This is a genomic window from Acidovorax sp. 94, assembly GCF_003634645.1.
Classification (GTDB): Bacteria; Pseudomonadota; Gammaproteobacteria; order Burkholderiales; family Burkholderiaceae_C; genus Acidovorax; species Acidovorax facilis.
In genome coordinates, this window is the sequence record NZ_RBJA01000001.1 from 4484707 (window position 1) to 4500006 (window position 15300).

General features: G+C 66.5%; 13 protein-coding genes. 5 read left to right on the forward strand and 8 right to left on the reverse strand.

Annotation, left to right across the window (positions count from 1 at the left end; genetic code table 11):
• Positions 1-44: 44 nt before the first annotated feature.
• The gene (locus C8C94_RS20700) at positions 45-647 is read left to right on the forward strand and encodes an SIS domain-containing protein (RefSeq protein ID WP_121422035.1); all 603 of its coding nucleotides are present in this window, start codon (positions 45-47) and stop codon (positions 645-647) included.
• On the forward strand, positions 644-1315 hold the full coding sequence (locus tag C8C94_RS20705) for a BON domain-containing protein (protein WP_055398400.1): 672 nt from the start codon (positions 644-646) through the stop codon (positions 1313-1315). The genes C8C94_RS20700 and C8C94_RS20705 overlap by 4 nt, the downstream gene beginning before the upstream one ends.
• 223 nt (positions 1316-1538) lie before the next feature.
• Here the strand turns inward: C8C94_RS20705 and C8C94_RS20715 are convergent, their stop codons facing one another.
• The 4 genes from C8C94_RS20715 to C8C94_RS20730 form a co-directional block, all read right to left on the reverse strand.
• A complete protein-coding gene (locus tag C8C94_RS20715) occupies positions 1539-2453 on the reverse strand; it encodes an NAD(P)-dependent oxidoreductase (RefSeq protein WP_055398401.1) in 915 nt (304 codons plus the stop codon).
• Between the two features lie 215 nt (positions 2454-2668).
• A complete protein-coding gene (locus C8C94_RS20720) occupies positions 2669-3805 on the reverse strand; it encodes a PilT/PilU family type 4a pilus ATPase (protein ID WP_121422036.1) in 1137 nt (378 codons plus the stop codon).
• Between the two features lie 61 nt (positions 3806-3866).
• Positions 3867-4502 (reverse strand): Crp/Fnr family transcriptional regulator, encoded by a 636-nt coding sequence (locus C8C94_RS20725; protein WP_055398403.1) that lies wholly within the window; start codon positions 4500-4502, stop codon positions 3867-3869.
• A 67-nt stretch (positions 4503-4569) separates the two neighbouring features.
• Positions 4570-5613 (reverse strand): type IV pilus twitching motility protein PilT, encoded by a 1044-nt coding sequence (locus C8C94_RS20730; protein ID WP_055398404.1) that lies wholly within the window; start codon positions 5611-5613, stop codon positions 4570-4572.
• A gap of 37 nt (positions 5614-5650) precedes the next feature.
• On the opposite strand from C8C94_RS20730, the gene C8C94_RS20735 reads away from it, so the two are divergent.
• Positions 5651-6370, forward strand: a complete 720-nt coding sequence (locus C8C94_RS20735) for a YggS family pyridoxal phosphate-dependent enzyme (RefSeq protein WP_121422037.1) — start codon at positions 5651-5653, stop codon at positions 6368-6370.
• A 6-nt stretch (positions 6371-6376) separates the two neighbouring features.
• On the opposite strand, the gene ltaE is transcribed toward C8C94_RS20735, so the two are convergent.
• The 3 genes from ltaE to C8C94_RS20750 all read right to left on the reverse strand — a co-directional run bounded on the left by ltaE (position 6377) and on the right by C8C94_RS20750 (position 9509).
• The gene (ltaE, locus tag C8C94_RS20740) at positions 6377-7447 is read right to left on the reverse strand and encodes a low-specificity L-threonine aldolase (protein WP_121422038.1); all 1071 of its coding nucleotides are present in this window, start codon (positions 7445-7447) and stop codon (positions 6377-6379) included.
• Between the two features lie 109 nt (positions 7448-7556).
• Entirely contained in the window at positions 7557-8804 is a 1248-nt protein-coding gene (locus tag C8C94_RS20745; RefSeq protein WP_121422039.1) for a branched-chain amino acid ABC transporter substrate-binding protein, read from the reverse strand.
• A 54-nt stretch (positions 8805-8858) separates the two neighbouring features.
• Positions 8859-9509: a TetR/AcrR family transcriptional regulator gene (locus C8C94_RS20750; protein WP_063459232.1), complete on the reverse strand. Its 651-nt coding sequence runs from the start codon at positions 9507-9509 to the stop codon at positions 8859-8861.
• Positions 9510-9653: 144 nt separating this feature from the next.
• On the opposite strand from C8C94_RS20750, the gene C8C94_RS20755 reads away from it, so the two are divergent.
• Positions 9654-11264 carry an AMP-binding protein gene (locus C8C94_RS20755; RefSeq protein ID WP_121422040.1) on the forward strand — a complete coding sequence of 537 codons (1611 nt, stop codon included), beginning with the start codon at positions 9654-9656 and terminating at the stop codon, positions 11262-11264.
• A gap of 87 nt (positions 11265-11351) precedes the next feature.
• Positions 11352-14624 (forward strand): carboxyl transferase domain-containing protein, encoded by a 3273-nt coding sequence (locus C8C94_RS20760; RefSeq protein WP_121423011.1) that lies wholly within the window; start codon positions 11352-11354, stop codon positions 14622-14624.
• Between the two features lie 28 nt (positions 14625-14652).
• Here C8C94_RS20760 and C8C94_RS20765 read toward each other — a convergent pair whose 3' ends face one another.
• Complete coding sequence (locus tag C8C94_RS20765; RefSeq protein WP_121422041.1) at positions 14653-15264, reverse strand: LysE family translocator; 612 nt, start codon at positions 15262-15264, stop codon at positions 14653-14655.
• Positions 15265-15300: the final 36 nt, after the last annotated feature.

Below are 15300 nucleotides of genomic sequence, written 5' to 3' on the forward strand. Positions count from 1 at the left end.
TTGCTACAAAAGCTGTAACACGCGGCGGGTATCATCGAGCCCTCATGCTTGAGCAACGCATCCAACAGCATTTCATCGACAGCGCCGACCTGAAGTACCAGGCCGCGCAGGTTTTGAGCCATCCCATCGCCGCCGCCGTGCAGGCCGTCCTGGCCTGTGTGACCAGCGGCGGCAAGGTGCTGGCCTGTGGCAACGGCCCCTCGGCCGCCGAGGCGCAGCAGTTCGCTGCGTTTTGCGTGGCGGGTTTCGAGCGCGAACGCCCCGAGCTGGCAGCGCTGGCCCTGACCTCGGACAGCACGCTGCTGACGGCCGCCACAGGAGGCAGTCACGACGCCGCCCAGCAGTTTGCCCGCCAGGTGCGTGCGCTCGGCCAGGCCGGTGACGTGCTGCTGGCACTGTCGGTGTCCGGCAACGACGCCAACCTGCTGGCCGCTGCCGAAGCCGCCCACGAGCGCGACATGACCGTGGTGGTGCTGACCGGCCGCACCGGCGGCAAGCTTGCCGCCATGCTGCGCGAAACCGACGTGTTGATCAGCGTGCCCCACGACCGCGCAGCGCGCGTGCGCGAAGTCCATGCCCTGGTGCTGCATTGCCTGAGCGATGGTGTGGACGCCCAGTTACTTGGTGAACAGGAGAATCCGCTATGAAGCAAACAACCATGAACCGTACCCAGCGCACGGTGTGCACCGTGCTGGCCGCTGCCGCCCTCGCTGCAGGCCTGTCGGCCTGCGCGCCGCTGATCGTCGGGGGCGCCGTGGTGGGTGGCGTGATGGCCGTGGACCGCCGCACGGCGGGCACCCAGATCGAGGATGAAGGCATCGAACTGCGCGCGGCCAACCGTATCCGCGAGACGTTTGGCGACCGCGTGCACGTGAACGTGACGAGCTACAACCGCCAGGCCCTGCTGACCGGCGAAGTCCCCAATGCGCAGGAGCGCCAGGCCGTCGAGCAATTGGTGTCGCAGGTGGAGAACGTGCGCTCGGTGGTGAACGACCTGACCATCACCACCTTCTCCAGCACCCTGAGCCAGCGTTCCAACGACACCTTCATCACCGGCAAGGTCCGCGCCAGCCTTGTGGACGCGCAGGACATCTCGGCCAATTCCTTCAAGGTGGTGACCGAGCGCAACGTTGTCTACCTGATGGGCCGTGTGTCGCAGCGCGAAGCCAACCGGGCCACCGAGATTGCGCGCGGGGTGAGCGGCGTGAGCAAGGTGGTGCGTGTGTTCGAGATTGTCTCGGAAGAAGAACTGCGCCGCATCGCTCCGCAGCCTGCACCCGTCACCACGGATGACACCAAGCCCTCTGGGGGCTGAAGGCCGTTTAGCAGGCTTGGCGGCCAGCACAGCCAACCACCCGTGCAGCAAAAATCCCGGCCCGCATCCTGCGGCCCGGGATTTTTTCTTGGGGATTTTGCCCCGCGCGCTGCGGCGTGAAACCGGCGCTGCACAAGCCAGCGCGCCCGTGGAACCGGCTTTGCCGGGCCACCGGGTGCGTCCCCCCTCAGGGGGGAAGGCGCGAAGCGACTCAGGGGGGAGCCTATTTCAACCGCTGGATGAGGGACGATGTATCCCAGCGGTTGCCCCCCATTTTCTGCACATCGGCATAAAACTGGTCCACCAGGGCCGTCACCGGCACGCGTGAACCGTTGCGCTTGGCCTCATCGAGCACCAGGCCCAGGTCCTTGCGCATCCAGTCCACGGCAAAGCCAAAGTCGAACTTGCCGTCCACCATGGTCTTGCCACGGTTGTCCATCTGCCAGCTTTGGGCGGCGCCTTTGCCGATCACGTCGAGGACCTGTTTCATGTCCAGCCCCGCGTTCTGGCCAAAGGCCACGGCCTCGGACAGGGCCTGCACCAGCCCGGCAATACAGATCTGGTTGACCATCTTGGCCAGCTGGCCCGAGCCACTGGCACCCAGCAGCGTAAAGGCACGCGAGAACGCCATGGCTACGGGTTGGGCTGCCTCGAAGGCTGCGGCATCGCCGCCGCACATTACGGTGAGCAGGCCGTTCTGCGCGCCAGCCTGGCCGCCCGACACGGGGGCATCCACAAACTGCAGGCCCAACGCCTGGGCGGCTGCGTACAGCTCGCGCGCCACCTCGGCCGATGCCGTGGTGTGGTCCACAAAAATCGCACCCGGCTTCATGCCCGCAAAGGCGCCGTCCGCACCCAGCGTCACAGAGCGCAGGTCATCGTCGTTGCCCACGCAGCAGAACACGATGTCTGCCCCGGCAGCGGCCTCGCGCGGCGTTGCAGCATGTTTTGGGGCCTTGGCGCTTGCGTACTCTGCGCACCAAGCTATTGATTTGGTAGCAGTGCGGTTGTAAACCGTGACTTCATGCCCGGCCAGGGCAAGGTGCCCTGCCATCGGGTAGCCCATCACGCCCAGGCCCAGAAAGGCGACCTTGCGGGAAGGGGTGGCGTCGTAGTTGCGGGGGTTGGTGCTTGGCATGGGCGGTGGGCAGAAAAAGGGTGAAACGAAAAACCGGGGGAGGAAACCGACGAACGCGGGGGCAAAGGCGCGTGCCGAAAGCCCTGAGCCTCAAGCGCCCCAAGACGCATGCCAAGGGCGAGGCCTCGCCAGTGCCACCGTGGAACGGGCTTTGCCCGGCCACTGGTGGCGTCCCCCTCGGGGGAAGGCGCCGCAGGCGACTCAGGGGGGCTTCGTCAGACTATCGCGAAATGCTCGGTGCCCGAAGCCAGGTCTGGCGACTTGGCGCGCTGGCTGTTGAGCTTGATCTGCAGGCGCAGGTCATTGAGCGAGTCGGCGTTGCGCAGCGCGTCTTCGTAGCTGATCACGTGTGCCTCGTACAGGTCGAACAGCGCCTGGTCAAAGGTCTGCATGCCCAGGTTGCGGCTCTTTTTCATGATCTCCTTGATCTCGGAGACATCGCCCTTGAAGATCAGGTCGGAGATCAGCGGCGTGTTCAGCATGATCTCCACCGCAGCCGCACGGCCCTTGCCGTCCTGCTTGGGGATCAGGCGCTGCGAGACCATGGCGCGCAGGTTCAGCGACAAATCCATCAGCAGCTGCGCGCGGCGCTCTTCAGGGAAGAAGTTGATGATGCGGTCCAGCGCCTGGTTGGCGCTGTTGGCGTGCAGCGTGGCCAGGCACAGGTGGCCGGTTTCGGCAAAGGCCACGGCATGTTCCATGGTCTCGCGGTCGCGGATTTCGCCCATCAGGATCACGTCGGGCGCCTGGCGCAGCGTGTTCTTGAGGGCCGCTTCCCAGCTGTCGGTATCCAGCCCCACTTCGCGCTGCGTGACCACGCAGTTCTTGTGTGGGTGCACGAATTCCACCGGGTCTTCCACCGTGATGATGTGGCCGAACGAGTTCTCGTTGCGCCAGTCCACCATGGCGGCCAGCGTGGTCGATTTGCCCGAGCCCGTGGCACCCACCAGGATGCACAGGCCGCGCTTGGTCATCGTTACTTCCTTGAGCACCTGCGGCACGCCCAGGCCGTCGATGGTGGGCAGCGTGAGCGGAATCGTCCGCATCACCATGCCCACGTGTCCTTGCTGGATGAAGGCGTTGACGCGAAAGCGGCCGATGCCGGAGGGCGAGATGGCGAAGTTGCACTCCTTGGTGCGTTCAAAGTCGGCCACCTGCTTGTCGCTCATGATGGCTCGCGCCAGCGTGAGCGTGTGGTTGGGGGAGAGGGGCTGGGGCGACACCTTGGTCACCTTGCCATCCACCTTGATGGCGGGTGGAAAGTCTGCGGTGATGAACAAGTCGCTGCCGTTGCGGCCCACCATCAACTTGAGCAGGTCATTGATGAATTTACTGGCCTGATCGCGTTCCATCAGAAGTTCTCCCGGGGCTGTTCGTCGGCTGGACGATCATTGATCTTGTCGTGGCGCATCATTACTTGTGGTTGTCGCTCAGGCGCGCACTCACCACACGCAGGCGCAGCGACAGCTTGCGGGCCAGCAGTGCAATCAGGCTGGCTGCAAGCTGCGGGTCCTTGGTCATCATGTCGTCCATGGCTTCGGCGCTCAGCACGGCGATCTCGCAGTCAGTGAGCGTGGTGCAGGCCGAAAAGCGGATGCCGCTGTCGAGCAACGACATCTCTCCCAGGATGTCACCGGGCCGCGTCTCGGCCAGGCGCAATTGCTCGCCCCAGGGCTGCACACGGTCCACGGCGATAGTGCCCGTGAGCAGCACCACCATGAAATTGCCGTACTCGTCCTGGCGGATCACATCGCGGTTGGACGGGATGGCCGCAAATTCGAAGAAGCGCTCCATGCGCTCCACGGCGTCCTTGTCCAGGTGCGCCATGTACTTGTCCTTGGCCCACAGCCCTTGCAGCAGCTTGCCGCCTCGGCTGGTGGGCAGGCGTTTGGCGCCTACTTCCACGGCACGTGCCTCCCAGGGCACCAGCATCGAATCGTCTACGCCCTGGCCAGCAAAGGCCGTGGAGAACAGCACGGAATCCGTGTGGTCCTCCGCAGGCTTGCCGCCCCGGGTTTTCATTTTCAGAAGGCTCAGAATGCCTTTCATATCGGGCTCCGGTATGCGGCGCCTGCCGGGGCCGCAAAGTCGTTCATGGGTGTGTGCTGCGCGGGACTCAGCCAGGGAAGTTCTCGGGGATCTTGGCCTTGCTGCGGGCCTCGGCCGGGCTGATGATGTTGCGGCGCACGAGGTCGGTGAGGTTCTGGTCCAGCGTCTGCATGCCCACGCTGTTGCTGGTCTGGATGGTGGAGTACATCTGCGCCACCTTGGCCTCGCGGATCAGGTTGCGGATGGCGCTGGTGCCCAGCATGATCTCGTGCGCGGCCACGCGGCCCGAGCCGTCCTTGGTTTTGCACAGTGTCTGCGAGATCACGGCCTGCAGCGATTCGGACAACATCGCACGCACCATTTCCTTTTCTTCGGCCGGGAACACGTCGATGATCCGGTCAATCGTCTTGGCAGCGCTGGAGGTGTGCAGTGTGCCAAACACCAAGTGGCCCGTTTCCGCCGCCGTCATGGCCAGGCGGATGGTTTCGAGGTCGCGCATTTCACCCACCAGAATGGCGTCTGGGTCTTCGCGCAGTGCGGACTTCAGCGCCGCAGCGAACGACAGCGTCATCGGCCCCACTTCGCGCTGGTTGATCAGGCACTTCTTGGATTCGTGCACGAACTCGATCGGGTCTTCCACCGTGAGGATGTGGCCGTATTCGGTTTCGTTGAGGTAGTTCACCATGGCCGCGAGCGTGGTGGATTTGCCCGAGCCCGTAGGTCCGGTCACCAGCACCAGGCCGCGCGGCTTGAGGGCCAGGTCGCCGAAGATCTTGGGTGCGTTGAGCTGCTCCAGCGTCAGGATCTTGCTTGGAATGGTCCGGAACACGGCGGCGGCGCCCCGGTTCTGGTTGAAGGCGTTGACGCGAAAACGTGCCAGGCCTTCGATTTCAAACGAGAAGTCGACTTCCAGAAACTCTTCATACGTCTTGCGCTGCGCGTCGCTCATGATGTCGTACACCATGGCATGCACCGTCTTGTGGTCCAGCGCATCGACGTTGATGCGCCGCACATCGCCGTGGACCCGGATCATGGGCGGCAGGCCTGCGGAGAGGTGCAGGTCGGAGGCCTTGTTCTTGACGCTGAACGCGAGCAGTTGGGTAATGTCCACGGAATCCCTCTATCGTTTGGTACGCTTGCCAAACATTATGACCACGATTGCTAACAACCTCCAACAGGTTCTGGGCAGGATGGCGCAGGCGTGCAAAGCCGCCGGGCGCGATCCGGCCAGCGTTTCCTTGCTGGCCGTTTCCAAGACCTTTGGCGCCGATGCGGTGCTGGAGGCCGTGGCCGCCGGCCAGCGCGACTTCGGCGAAAACTACATCCAGGAAGGCGTGGACAAGATTGCGGCAGTGCGCGCCGCCTTGCCCGATGTGGCGCTGCAGTGGCACTGCATAGGCCCCATTCAGAGCAACAAGACCCGCCTGGTGGCCGAGCACTTTGATTGGGTGCATACGGTGGACCGGCTCAAGATCGCCGAGCGCCTGTCGGCCCAGCGGCCCGATCACCTGCCGCCGCTGCAGATATGTATCCAGGTCAATATCGATGGAGGCCCCACCAAGTCAGGGGTGGCTCCTGCTGAAACGCTGGAGTTGGTGCGGGCTGTCGCAAAACTGCCACGGCTGGTGGTGCGGGGGCTCATGAGCATTCCGGACCATGCTCCTGAATTTGAAGCGCAACTGGCAATCCACACCAGCGCCAAGAGGCTTTTTGACCAAATATCTGCCTTGGGCGAACCGGGCCTGGGGAAGTTCGACACCCTGTCCCTGGGCATGACGGCCGATCTGGAGGCCGCCATCCAGGCGGGCAGCACGCTGGTGCGTGTGGGCACCGGTGTGTTTGGTGGACGGGCCTACCCCGCCGCTTGAACGGGTTCAGCCCGGCAGCGTGAAGCGCGCCACGCAGTCCAGCGCCGCTGTCGCATCCGCCTCACTCACATCCAAGTGCGTCACCCAGCGCAGCCGGGTGGCGCCGCCATACAGGCTGCTGGTCACGCGCACGCCGTGCTGCGCCAGCCAGCCGGTGAAGGCTGGGGCCACCTCCGCGTGCAGGTCGGTAAAGAGGATGTTGGTCTGCCACGGCAGCACGGTGAGCTTGCCCTGCAGCACGGGGTGGCTGCGGTTGGCTTCGGTCAGCCCTTGGGCCAGCCGGTCCAGGCGGGCGTGGTCTTCCGCCAGGCGCCGCACATGGTGCTGCAGCGCGTAGTGGCCGGCAGCCGCCAGCACACCCGCCTGCCGCATGCCACCGCCCAGGATCTTGCGGGTGCGGCGCGCCTGCCGGATGAAGTCGCGCGAGCCCAGCACCAGCGAGCCCACGGGCGCGCCCAGGCCCTTGCTCAGGCACAGCGATGCGGAATCAAAGTGGCTGCACAGCGCGCGCGCTTCCGCATACACATCGGTGCCGTTGCGCGCGGCATTGGCCGTGGCGGCGTTGAACATGCGTGCGCCGTCCAGGTGCATGGCCAGCCCCCGGCTGCGCGCCAGTTGGGCCACCTCGGCGATGTAGGCGGGCGGCAGCACCTGGCCACCGGTGGTGTTCTCCAGTACCACGAGGCGGGTGCGGGCAAAGTGCGGGTCGTCGGGCTTGATGGCGGCCGCGATGTCGGCAATGCGCAAGGTGCCGTCGGGCTGCGTTTCCACGGGCTGGGGCTGGATGGAGCCCAGCACCGCCATGCCGCCCGCCTCCCAGCGGTAGGTGTGCCAGCTCTGGCCCACGATGGCCTCGTCGCCGCGCTGGCAGTGGCCCCACAGCGCGATCAGGTTGGTCTGCGTGCCCGAGGGGGCGAACAGCGCGGCCTCAAAACCCAGCAGCTCGGCGGCATGGTCCTGCAGTGCGTTCACTGAAGGGTCGTCGGCAAACACATCGTCGCCCAGCGGGGCCTTGAACATGGCCTCGCGCATGGCGGGCGTGGGCTGGGTGACGGTGTCGCTGCGAAAGTCGGGCATGGGCGCGGTCCTTGTGGGTCGGGTCAATGAATGCAATGACCGGCCATGGTAGCGGCGGCCTGTGGCGGTTGCCGCTGTGGGGATTTCGGCGCCCTTCGGCGCCGTGGCATCAAGGCCGCGTCATCTTGCACTCGGTGCCTTGGGCTATTTCATTGCCGGTGTAGGCCGCATCGGTGCGAAAGCCATAGTTGGTGCCTTCCCAGCCCACCTTCACGGCCTTGCCGTCCACCGGTGCGATGGTGTTGACCACCTGGGGTAGCAGCAGCTGGTGGTCTTCGCCGCGCATGCGCACGGGGCCCACCACCGAATCAATCGTCAGGTCTTCCAGCGCGCGAGCCACTTTCACCGGGTCGGTGGACTGTGCCTTGTTGATGGCGGCGGCGAGGAAGCGCGGCGTCATCTCGATGCGTGGCGCGAGGAAGTCCTTGCCCGTCTTGGCCTTGTAGGTCTTGGCCAGCGCGTCCACCTTGGGGGTGTCGGCTTGGCCGGGGTGCCATTCGGCCACCCAGGTCAACTGGCCCTGCTTGGCCTGCGACACCGCCAGCACCGTGCCGGGGATGGAGCCCGCGCTGTGGTTGAAGTAGCGCAGGTTGTATCCCGCGTCGCCTGCCGCCTTCAGCAGCAGTGTCATGTCCTGCCCCCAGTTGCCGGTGATGACCGAGTCGGCCTCAGTGCTCTTGACCTTGGCGAGGTAGGGCGCAAAGTCCTTCACGCGGCCGATGGGGTGCAGTGCCTCGCCCACAAACTGGATGTCGGGCCGCGCCAGGCCCACCATCTCGCGGCCATAGTGCGCCCACTGCTTGCCGTGCGCGTAGTCCTGGTTCAGCAGGTACACCTTCTTGATGTCCGGCTGCTTCTTGATGTAGTTGGCGATGGCCTTCATCTTCATGGCCGTGTTGGCCTCGAACTGGAAGTGCCAGAAGTTGCAGGCCTTGCCCGTGAGCTCGGGGTCGATGGAGGAGTGGTTCAGCACCAGGATCTCCTTGCCCGGGTTGCGCTGGTTGTGGCGCGCTGCCGCCTGCACCAGTGCTGTGACCACGGAGGAGCCCGAGCCGCCCGTCACGATGGCCTTGGCCCCCTGGTCAATGGCGGCCTGCAGCGCGCTTTGGCTCTCTTGCGCCGAGAGCTTGCTGTCGAACTGCAGCAGCTGCAGCTTGGTGCCCTTGAGCACGCCGCCCTTGGCGTTGATGTCCTCGATGGCGTACTGCGTGTGCGTGAGCATCAGCTCGCCCACATTGGCGAACGGGCCCGACAGCGGGTCGATGTAGGCAACCTTGAAAGTCTCCTGCGCGCTGGCGGCTGTGCCGATCAGCAGGGCCGCCGCAGCTGCCAGGGGGGTGAGGAACACGGTTTTCATGGGTTTTGTCTCCGGTGGTTGTTGTGCTTGGATGTAGGGGCGCTGCGGTGCGCGTCAGGCTGGGTTGCGCTTGCGGGTGCGCCGCAGCCCGAGCACGCGCCAGGCCAGCTGCGCCAGCTCCTGCGCCACCTCGTCTTGCGATAGGCGGCCGTCAGGGCGGTACCAGTTGTAGAGAAAGCCGGGCAGGCTGCAGGCGGCCAGGGCGGTGATCTTGGTGTCGTTGAACTCGAACATGCCGTCGTCGCGTCCCTGTTCGAGCAGCGCGCACAGCCGGTCATAGAAGTGGTTCGCCAAATCCTTCTGCGCCGCCAGGTACTCGGGCCGGTACACCTGCGGCTCGCGGTACGGGAAGAAGGCCGAGGGGTGGTGCTCCAGCGTGGCGCGGATCAGCCGCTCGATGCCTTCCGTCACCTTCACATGGGCAGGCCGGTCATCGTCCGCCGCAAAGTCCATCGCAGTGAAACACGCCACGGCAGGCGCCCACGACAGCGTCTCGAAGATCTCCTGCTTGTTGCGAAAGTAGTAGTACACAAAGGGCTTGGTCACGCCCAGCTGCTGCACGATCTGCTCAATGGTGGTGTTGGCGTAGCCCTGCGCATCAAACAGCGCCTCGGCCGCACGCAGGATGCGCTCGCGCTTCTCGTCCGACCCGGCCGTGGCGGCCTTCTGGCGGCCGCTGGCCTGCACGGGGGGCTGCTGGTTCATCGGTGTCCTTTGCGCGACGTTGAAGTTATACCCATGGGTAGCATTGTTCTACCGAGCGGTATATATTGGCAAGACGCTGGCGGGTGTGAGCACCTAGCAAAAACCCCAAGAACCAGCGATTCCAGACACCTTGGAGACAACGCCATGCCTTCTGCCGCACCGCAGCTGCCGCTGCACGAACACCTGCGCCGCCACGCGCGCGAAACGCCCGACCGCATCGCCTACCTCTGGTACGGCCAGCCCCTCACGTGGGCGCAGCTTGATGCGGCCAGTGATGCATTTGCCGCGCGCCTGCAGGCGCTGGGTGTGGCCAAGGGCGAGCCCGTGGCACTGTTCATGAATAACTGCCCCCAGTACGTGATGGCGCACTACGGCATCCAGAAGATCGGCGCCATCGTCTGTCCTTGCGGGCCGCTGAACAAGGAGCATGAGCTGGAGTACCAGCTCACCGACCTGCAGGCGCGCGTGATCGTCGCGGCCGATGTGCTGCTGCCCGTGGTGGACAAGGTGCGCGCCAAGACCGCGCTGCAGCAGGTGTTTGTGGTGCGCTATGCCGAGCTGCTGCCCGAGGGCTCGCCCAGCATCGACGTACCCGCCGAGCTGCTGGCCATGCGCGCCGCCATGGCGCCTGCTCCCACGGGCTGCGAAGACTTCCTGGCCGCCACCCGCACCGGTGCGCGGCCCGCGCCCGTGGCGTTGTCGATGGATGACATCTCGCTCATGACCTACACCTCGGGCACCACCGGGTTACCGAAGGGCGCCATGCTGAGCTACGGCAACGCCACGTTCAAGACCGCCGCATCGGCGGACTGCAATGGCATGACACCGCACGAAACGCTGCTGGCCGTGGCGCCGCTGTACCACATCGCCGGCATGGTGATGGGCGTGAACCTGCCGGTCTACACCGGCGCCACCGCCGTGCTGCTGTACCGTTTTGACCCGCTGGGCGTGGCCCAGGCGCTGGAGCGCCACCGCGTGACCTGGTGGTACAGCATCGCGCCCATGAATGGCGCGCTCATGCAGGTGCCCGGCGCACGCGAGATGGACTGGAGCGCGCTGCGCCGCAACCCGGTCACCAGCTTTGGCATCACCTTCACCGAGGCGCTGGCCCAGCAGTGGCAGCAGTTCGCACCCAACTGCATTGCGCACGAGGCGGCCTACGGGCTGTCCGAAACGCACACCGTGGACACCGCCATGCCGGTGGACGCGATCCGCTGGGGCACCCAGGGCAAGCCCGTGCCGGGCAACACCCTGCGCATCGTCGACCCCGACACCGGCGCACCGCTGGCCGTTGGCGAGGTGGGCGAGATCACCATCCACGGCCCCGGCAACTTCAAGGGCTACTGGAACAAGCCCGAGGCCACGGCCAAGACCCTGCGTGACGGCTGGGTCTACACCGGCGACATGGGCAAGATCGATGCGGACAGCTACCTCACCTTCATCGGCCGGTTCAAGGAAATGATCAAGGTTTCGGGCTACAGCGTGTTCCCCGAAGAGGTCGAGACCCTGCTCATCAAGCACCCCGCCGTGGCCCAGGCCGCCGTGATTGGCGTGCCCGATGCGGAAAAGGGCGAGGTGGTGCGCGCCTTCATCGTCAAGAAGTCCGGCCAGGAGGTGGACGCCGCCGGCTTGGTGGCCTGGTGCCGCGAGAACATGGCGCCCTACAAAGCCCCGCGCGAGGTGCGTTTCATCGACGCACTGCCCGCCACGGGCGCTGGCAAAGTGCTGCGCCGCCTGCTTCGGGATATTGCGTGATTGAATGAGAAATTGGCTGCTGGCGCCTGATGAATATGCGCTGGTAGCTATACAAAACATAGCGACTGCCCTATGCCATCTTCTGTTCTGTTCACCAAAGTGCTGGTTGCCAACCGTGGCGAGATCGCACTGCGCACTGTGCGCGCCCTGCACGACCTGGGCATTGCCAGCGTGGCCGTGTATGCCGACGATGACGCCACCAGCCCCCATGTTCACGCAGCCAGTGCGGCCGTGGCACTGGGCGCCACCGGCCCGGCGGCGTACCTGGACGGTGCGCGCCTCATCGCCATTGCGAAGGCGCAGGGCTGCGATGCCGTGCACCCGGGCTACGGCTTCTTGAGCGAGCGCGCCGACTTCGCCCGCGCGTGCGCCGACGCCGGGTTGCGCTTCATCGGCCCCACGCCCGCACAGCTGGCGCTGTTCGGCGACAAGGCGCAGGCCCGTGCGCTGGCGCAGCAGCAGGGCGTGCCGCTCATGCCCGGCACGCAGGCGGCGGTGACGCTGCAGGAGGCGCAGGCCTTCTTCGCGCAGCACGCCCATGCTGGCATCGTCATCAAGGCCATCGGTGGCGGCGGCGGGCGGGGCATGCGCGCGGTGGCGTCGGCCGATGACTTGCCCGCTGCCTACGCGCGCTGTCGCAGCGAGGCGCAGGCCGCCTTTGGTGTGGACGGTGTGTACGTGGAGCGCCTGATGGGCAACGCCCGCCATATCGAGGTGCAGGTGCTGGGCGACGGGCGCGAGGTGATCGCGCTGGGCGAGCGCGAGTGCACGCTGCAGCGGCGCTTTCAGAAGGTGGTGGAGATCGCGCCCAGCCCTTCGCTGCCCGCAGTGTTGCGCGAGCGGATCACCACCGCCGCACTGTCCATGGCGCGGGCGGTGCAGTACGAAGGCCTGGGCACCTTCGAGTTTCTGGTGGACTTGGCGTCGAGCGACCTGCCGTTTGTCTTCATCGAATGCAACCCACGCCTGCAGGTGGAGCACACCATCACCGAAGAGGTCACCGGCGTGGACCTGGTGCAGGCGCAGATTGCGCTGGCCGCGGGCCGCACGTTGCAGGACATCGGCCTCGACCCTGCCGCACCGCCTGCCGTGTTGGGCTTTGCCGTGCAGTGGCGCATCAACGCCGAGACGCTGGACGCACAGGGCAACGCCACCCCCGGCAGCGGCACGCTCAGCCGCTTCGACCTGCCCGCAGGCCCCGGAGTGCGCGTGGACACACACGGCGCAGCGGGCGCCACGCCGTCGCCGCACTACGACACGCTGCTGGCCAAGCTCATCGTGCACACGCGCAGCCCGCGTTTTGCCGATGCGCTGCGCCGCTCGCAGCGCGCGCTGGCCGAGTGCCGCATCGACGGTGTGGCCACCAACCTCGCGCTGCTGCAGGCGCTGGCAACACGGCCCGAAATGGAGAGCCAGCAGGTGCACACACGCTGGCTGGAATCCGTGCTGCCTGCATTGCTGGATGCTTCCAAAAACATAGCTGCTAGCGCTTATCCATCAAGCGCTAGCGGCCAAAAAGACTCAAATTCCTCAATGCCCGTACCCGAAGGCGCTGTGCTGGCCCCCATGCCCGCGCGCTTGGTGCAGCTGAGCGTGGCCGAGGGCGATGTGGTCGCCGCAGGCGCCGAGCTGGCCGTGCTTGAAGCCATGAAGATGGAGCATGTGCTGCTGGCCCCACACGCGGGCCGCGTCGGCGCGCTGCTGGCCGTGGCCGGTGGCTACGTCGCGCAGGGGCAGCCGCTGCTGGTGCTGGACGCGGTGGATGAGGCGGCCGATGTCGAAGTGCAGGGCAGCGCTGCGCACGACCCCGACCACATCCGCGCCGACCTGCAACGCGTGATCGACCGCCACGCCTTCACGCTCGACGCGGCGCGCCCCGACGCCATGGCCAAGCGCCACGCGCAAGGTGGCCGCTCTGCGCGCGAGAACATTGCCGACCTGTGCGACGACGGCAGCTTCATCGAATATGGCGCCCTCGCCATCGCCGCGCAGGCGCGCCGCCGCAGCAAGGAGGACCTCATCGCCAACACGCCCGCCGATGGAATGGTCACGGGCATTGGCGGCATCAACGGCGCACTGTTTGGCGAGGAGAAATCCCGCGCCGTGGTCATGTCGTACGACGCCACCGTGCTCGCAGGCACCCAGGGCGCGCGCAATCATGCCAAGACCGACCGCATGCTCGGCATCGCGCTGGCGCAGAAGCTGCCGGTGGTGCTGTTCGCCGAGGGCGGCGGCGGGCGCCCGGGCGACACCGACATGCCCGTGGTGGCGGGGCTGCATGTGCACACCTTCGCCAGCTACGCCGCGCTGTCGGGCCAGGTGCCGGTGATCGGCATTGCCGCAGGCCGCTGCTTTGCGGGCAACGCGGCGCTGCTGGGCTGCAGCGACGTCATCATTGCCACACGCGCCAGCAACATCGGCATGGGCGGCCCGGCCATGATCGAAGGCGGCGGGCTGGGCGTGTTCAAGCCCGAGCAGATCGGCCCGAGCCGCGTGCAGCATGCCAACGGCGTGATCGACGTGCTGGTCGATGACGAGGCTGGAGCGGTGCAGGCCGCGCGCGACTACCTGTCGTTCTTCCAGGGCCGCACATCGCAGTGGTCCGCACCCGACCAGCGCCTGCTGCGCGCTGTGGTGCCCGAGAACCGCCTGCGCGTGTACGACACCCGCATGGCGATGGCAGGCCTGGTGGACGAGGGCAGCCTGCTGCTGCTGCGCACTGGCTTTGGCGCGGGCATCCACACCGCACTCGCGCGCATCGAAGGCCGCCCCGTGGGCCTGCTGGCCAACAACCCGCAACACCTGGGCGGCGCCATCGACGCCGATGCGGCCGACAAGGGCGCGCGCTTCATGCAGCTGTGCAACGCGCATGGTCTGCCCATCGTGAGCCTGGTGGACACGCCCGGCTTCATGGTCGGCCCCGAGGTCGAAGCCACGGCCCAGGTGCGCCACGTGAGCCGCCTGTTCGTCACCGCCGCCAGCCTGCGCGTGCCTACCTTCAGCGTGGTGCTGCGCAAGGGCTACGGCCTGGGCGCCATGGGCATGACGGCCGGGGGCTTCCATGCGCCCGTGTTCACCGTGGCCTGGCCCACGGGCGAGTTCGGCGCCATGGGGCTCGAAGGCGCCGTGCGCCTCGGCTTTCGCAAGGAGCTGGAGGCGCTGCCCGAGGGCGCCGAGCGCGATGCGCTGTTTGCCAAGCTGCTGGCCAAGTCCTACGCCAATGGGGAGGCGATGCACATGGCGGCCACGCTGGAGATCGACGCGGTGATCGACCCGGCGGACACGCGGGCCTGGCTGGCGCGGGGGTTGGCATCGGCGCAGGTGGCTCCGCTGGGTCCACGTTGTATCGATACCTGGTGAAGCAGCACGGCACCTGGCACGGTGGTGCCTATCGGTGCATCAGGGCGAGCTTTGCGCCGAGCCCGACAAACGCGGCCGCAAAGCCGCGGCGCAGCCACACCAGCGTGCCGGGGCGCTGCAGCACCTGGTCACGAAACCGGGCGGCAAAGACGCCATAGCCCAAGAACACCACAAAGGTCATGGCCATGAAGACCAGCGAGAGCTGGACCATGCGCCACGCGGGCTGCGCTTCACCCGGTGCGATGAACTGCGGCAGAAAGGTGAGGAAGAACAGCGACAGCTTGGGGTTAAGCAGGTTGATCAGCATGGCTTCCGCGATACGCCCACTGGTTGTGCGTGCGGGCGCGTCAGTGCGAACCTCCAGTGTGGCGGGCGAGCGCCACGTGGCCCAGCCCATGTAGACCAGGTAGGCGACCCCCGCGAAGCGCAGGACTTCGAATGCCGTGGCGCTGGCGTTGAGGAGCGCGGCCAGCCCGGTGATCGCCGCCAGCAGGTGCGGCACGATGCCGAGCGTGCAGCCCAGCGCCGTCACGGCGGCGGCCCGCGCGCCGCCCGAGAGTCCGGCCGCCACGGTCAGCAGGGTTCCTGGCCCCGGCGAGACGACCACGATGAGCGAGGTGATGAGAAATTCGATGCCCATGGCGAGAGGCCGCGCGGCGGCGGCGTGAAGTGGCGA

Coding starts and splice junctions, on each gene's coding strand:
- C8C94_RS20700 (WP_121422035.1), top strand. CDS start 45: ATGCTTGAGCAACGCATCCAACAGCATTTCATCGACAGCGCCGACCTG.
- C8C94_RS20705 (WP_055398400.1), top strand. CDS start 644: ATGAAGCAAACAACCATGAACCGTACCCAGCGCACGGTGTGCACCGTG.
- C8C94_RS20715 (WP_055398401.1), bottom strand. CDS start 2,453: ATGCCAAGCACCAACCCCCGCAACTACGACGCCACCCCTTCCCGCAAG.
- C8C94_RS20720 (WP_121422036.1), bottom strand. CDS start 3,805: ATGGAACGCGATCAGGCCAGTAAATTCATCAATGACCTGCTCAAGTTG.
- C8C94_RS20725 (WP_055398403.1), bottom strand. CDS start 4,502: ATGAAAGGCATTCTGAGCCTTCTGAAAATGAAAACCCGGGGCGGCAAG.
- C8C94_RS20735 (WP_121422037.1), top strand. CDS start 5,651: ATGACCACGATTGCTAACAACCTCCAACAGGTTCTGGGCAGGATGGCG.
- ltaE (WP_121422038.1), bottom strand. CDS start 7,447: ATGCCCGACTTTCGCAGCGACACCGTCACCCAGCCCACGCCCGCCATG.
- C8C94_RS20745 (WP_121422039.1), bottom strand. CDS start 8,804: ATGAAAACCGTGTTCCTCACCCCCCTGGCAGCTGCGGCGGCCCTGCTG.
- C8C94_RS20750 (WP_063459232.1), bottom strand. CDS start 9,509: ATGAACCAGCAGCCCCCCGTGCAGGCCAGCGGCCGCCAGAAGGCCGCC.
- C8C94_RS20755 (WP_121422040.1), top strand. CDS start 9,654: ATGCCTTCTGCCGCACCGCAGCTGCCGCTGCACGAACACCTGCGCCGC.
- C8C94_RS20765 (WP_121422041.1), bottom strand. CDS start 15,264: ATGGGCATCGAATTTCTCATCACCTCGCTCATCGTGGTCGTCTCGCCG.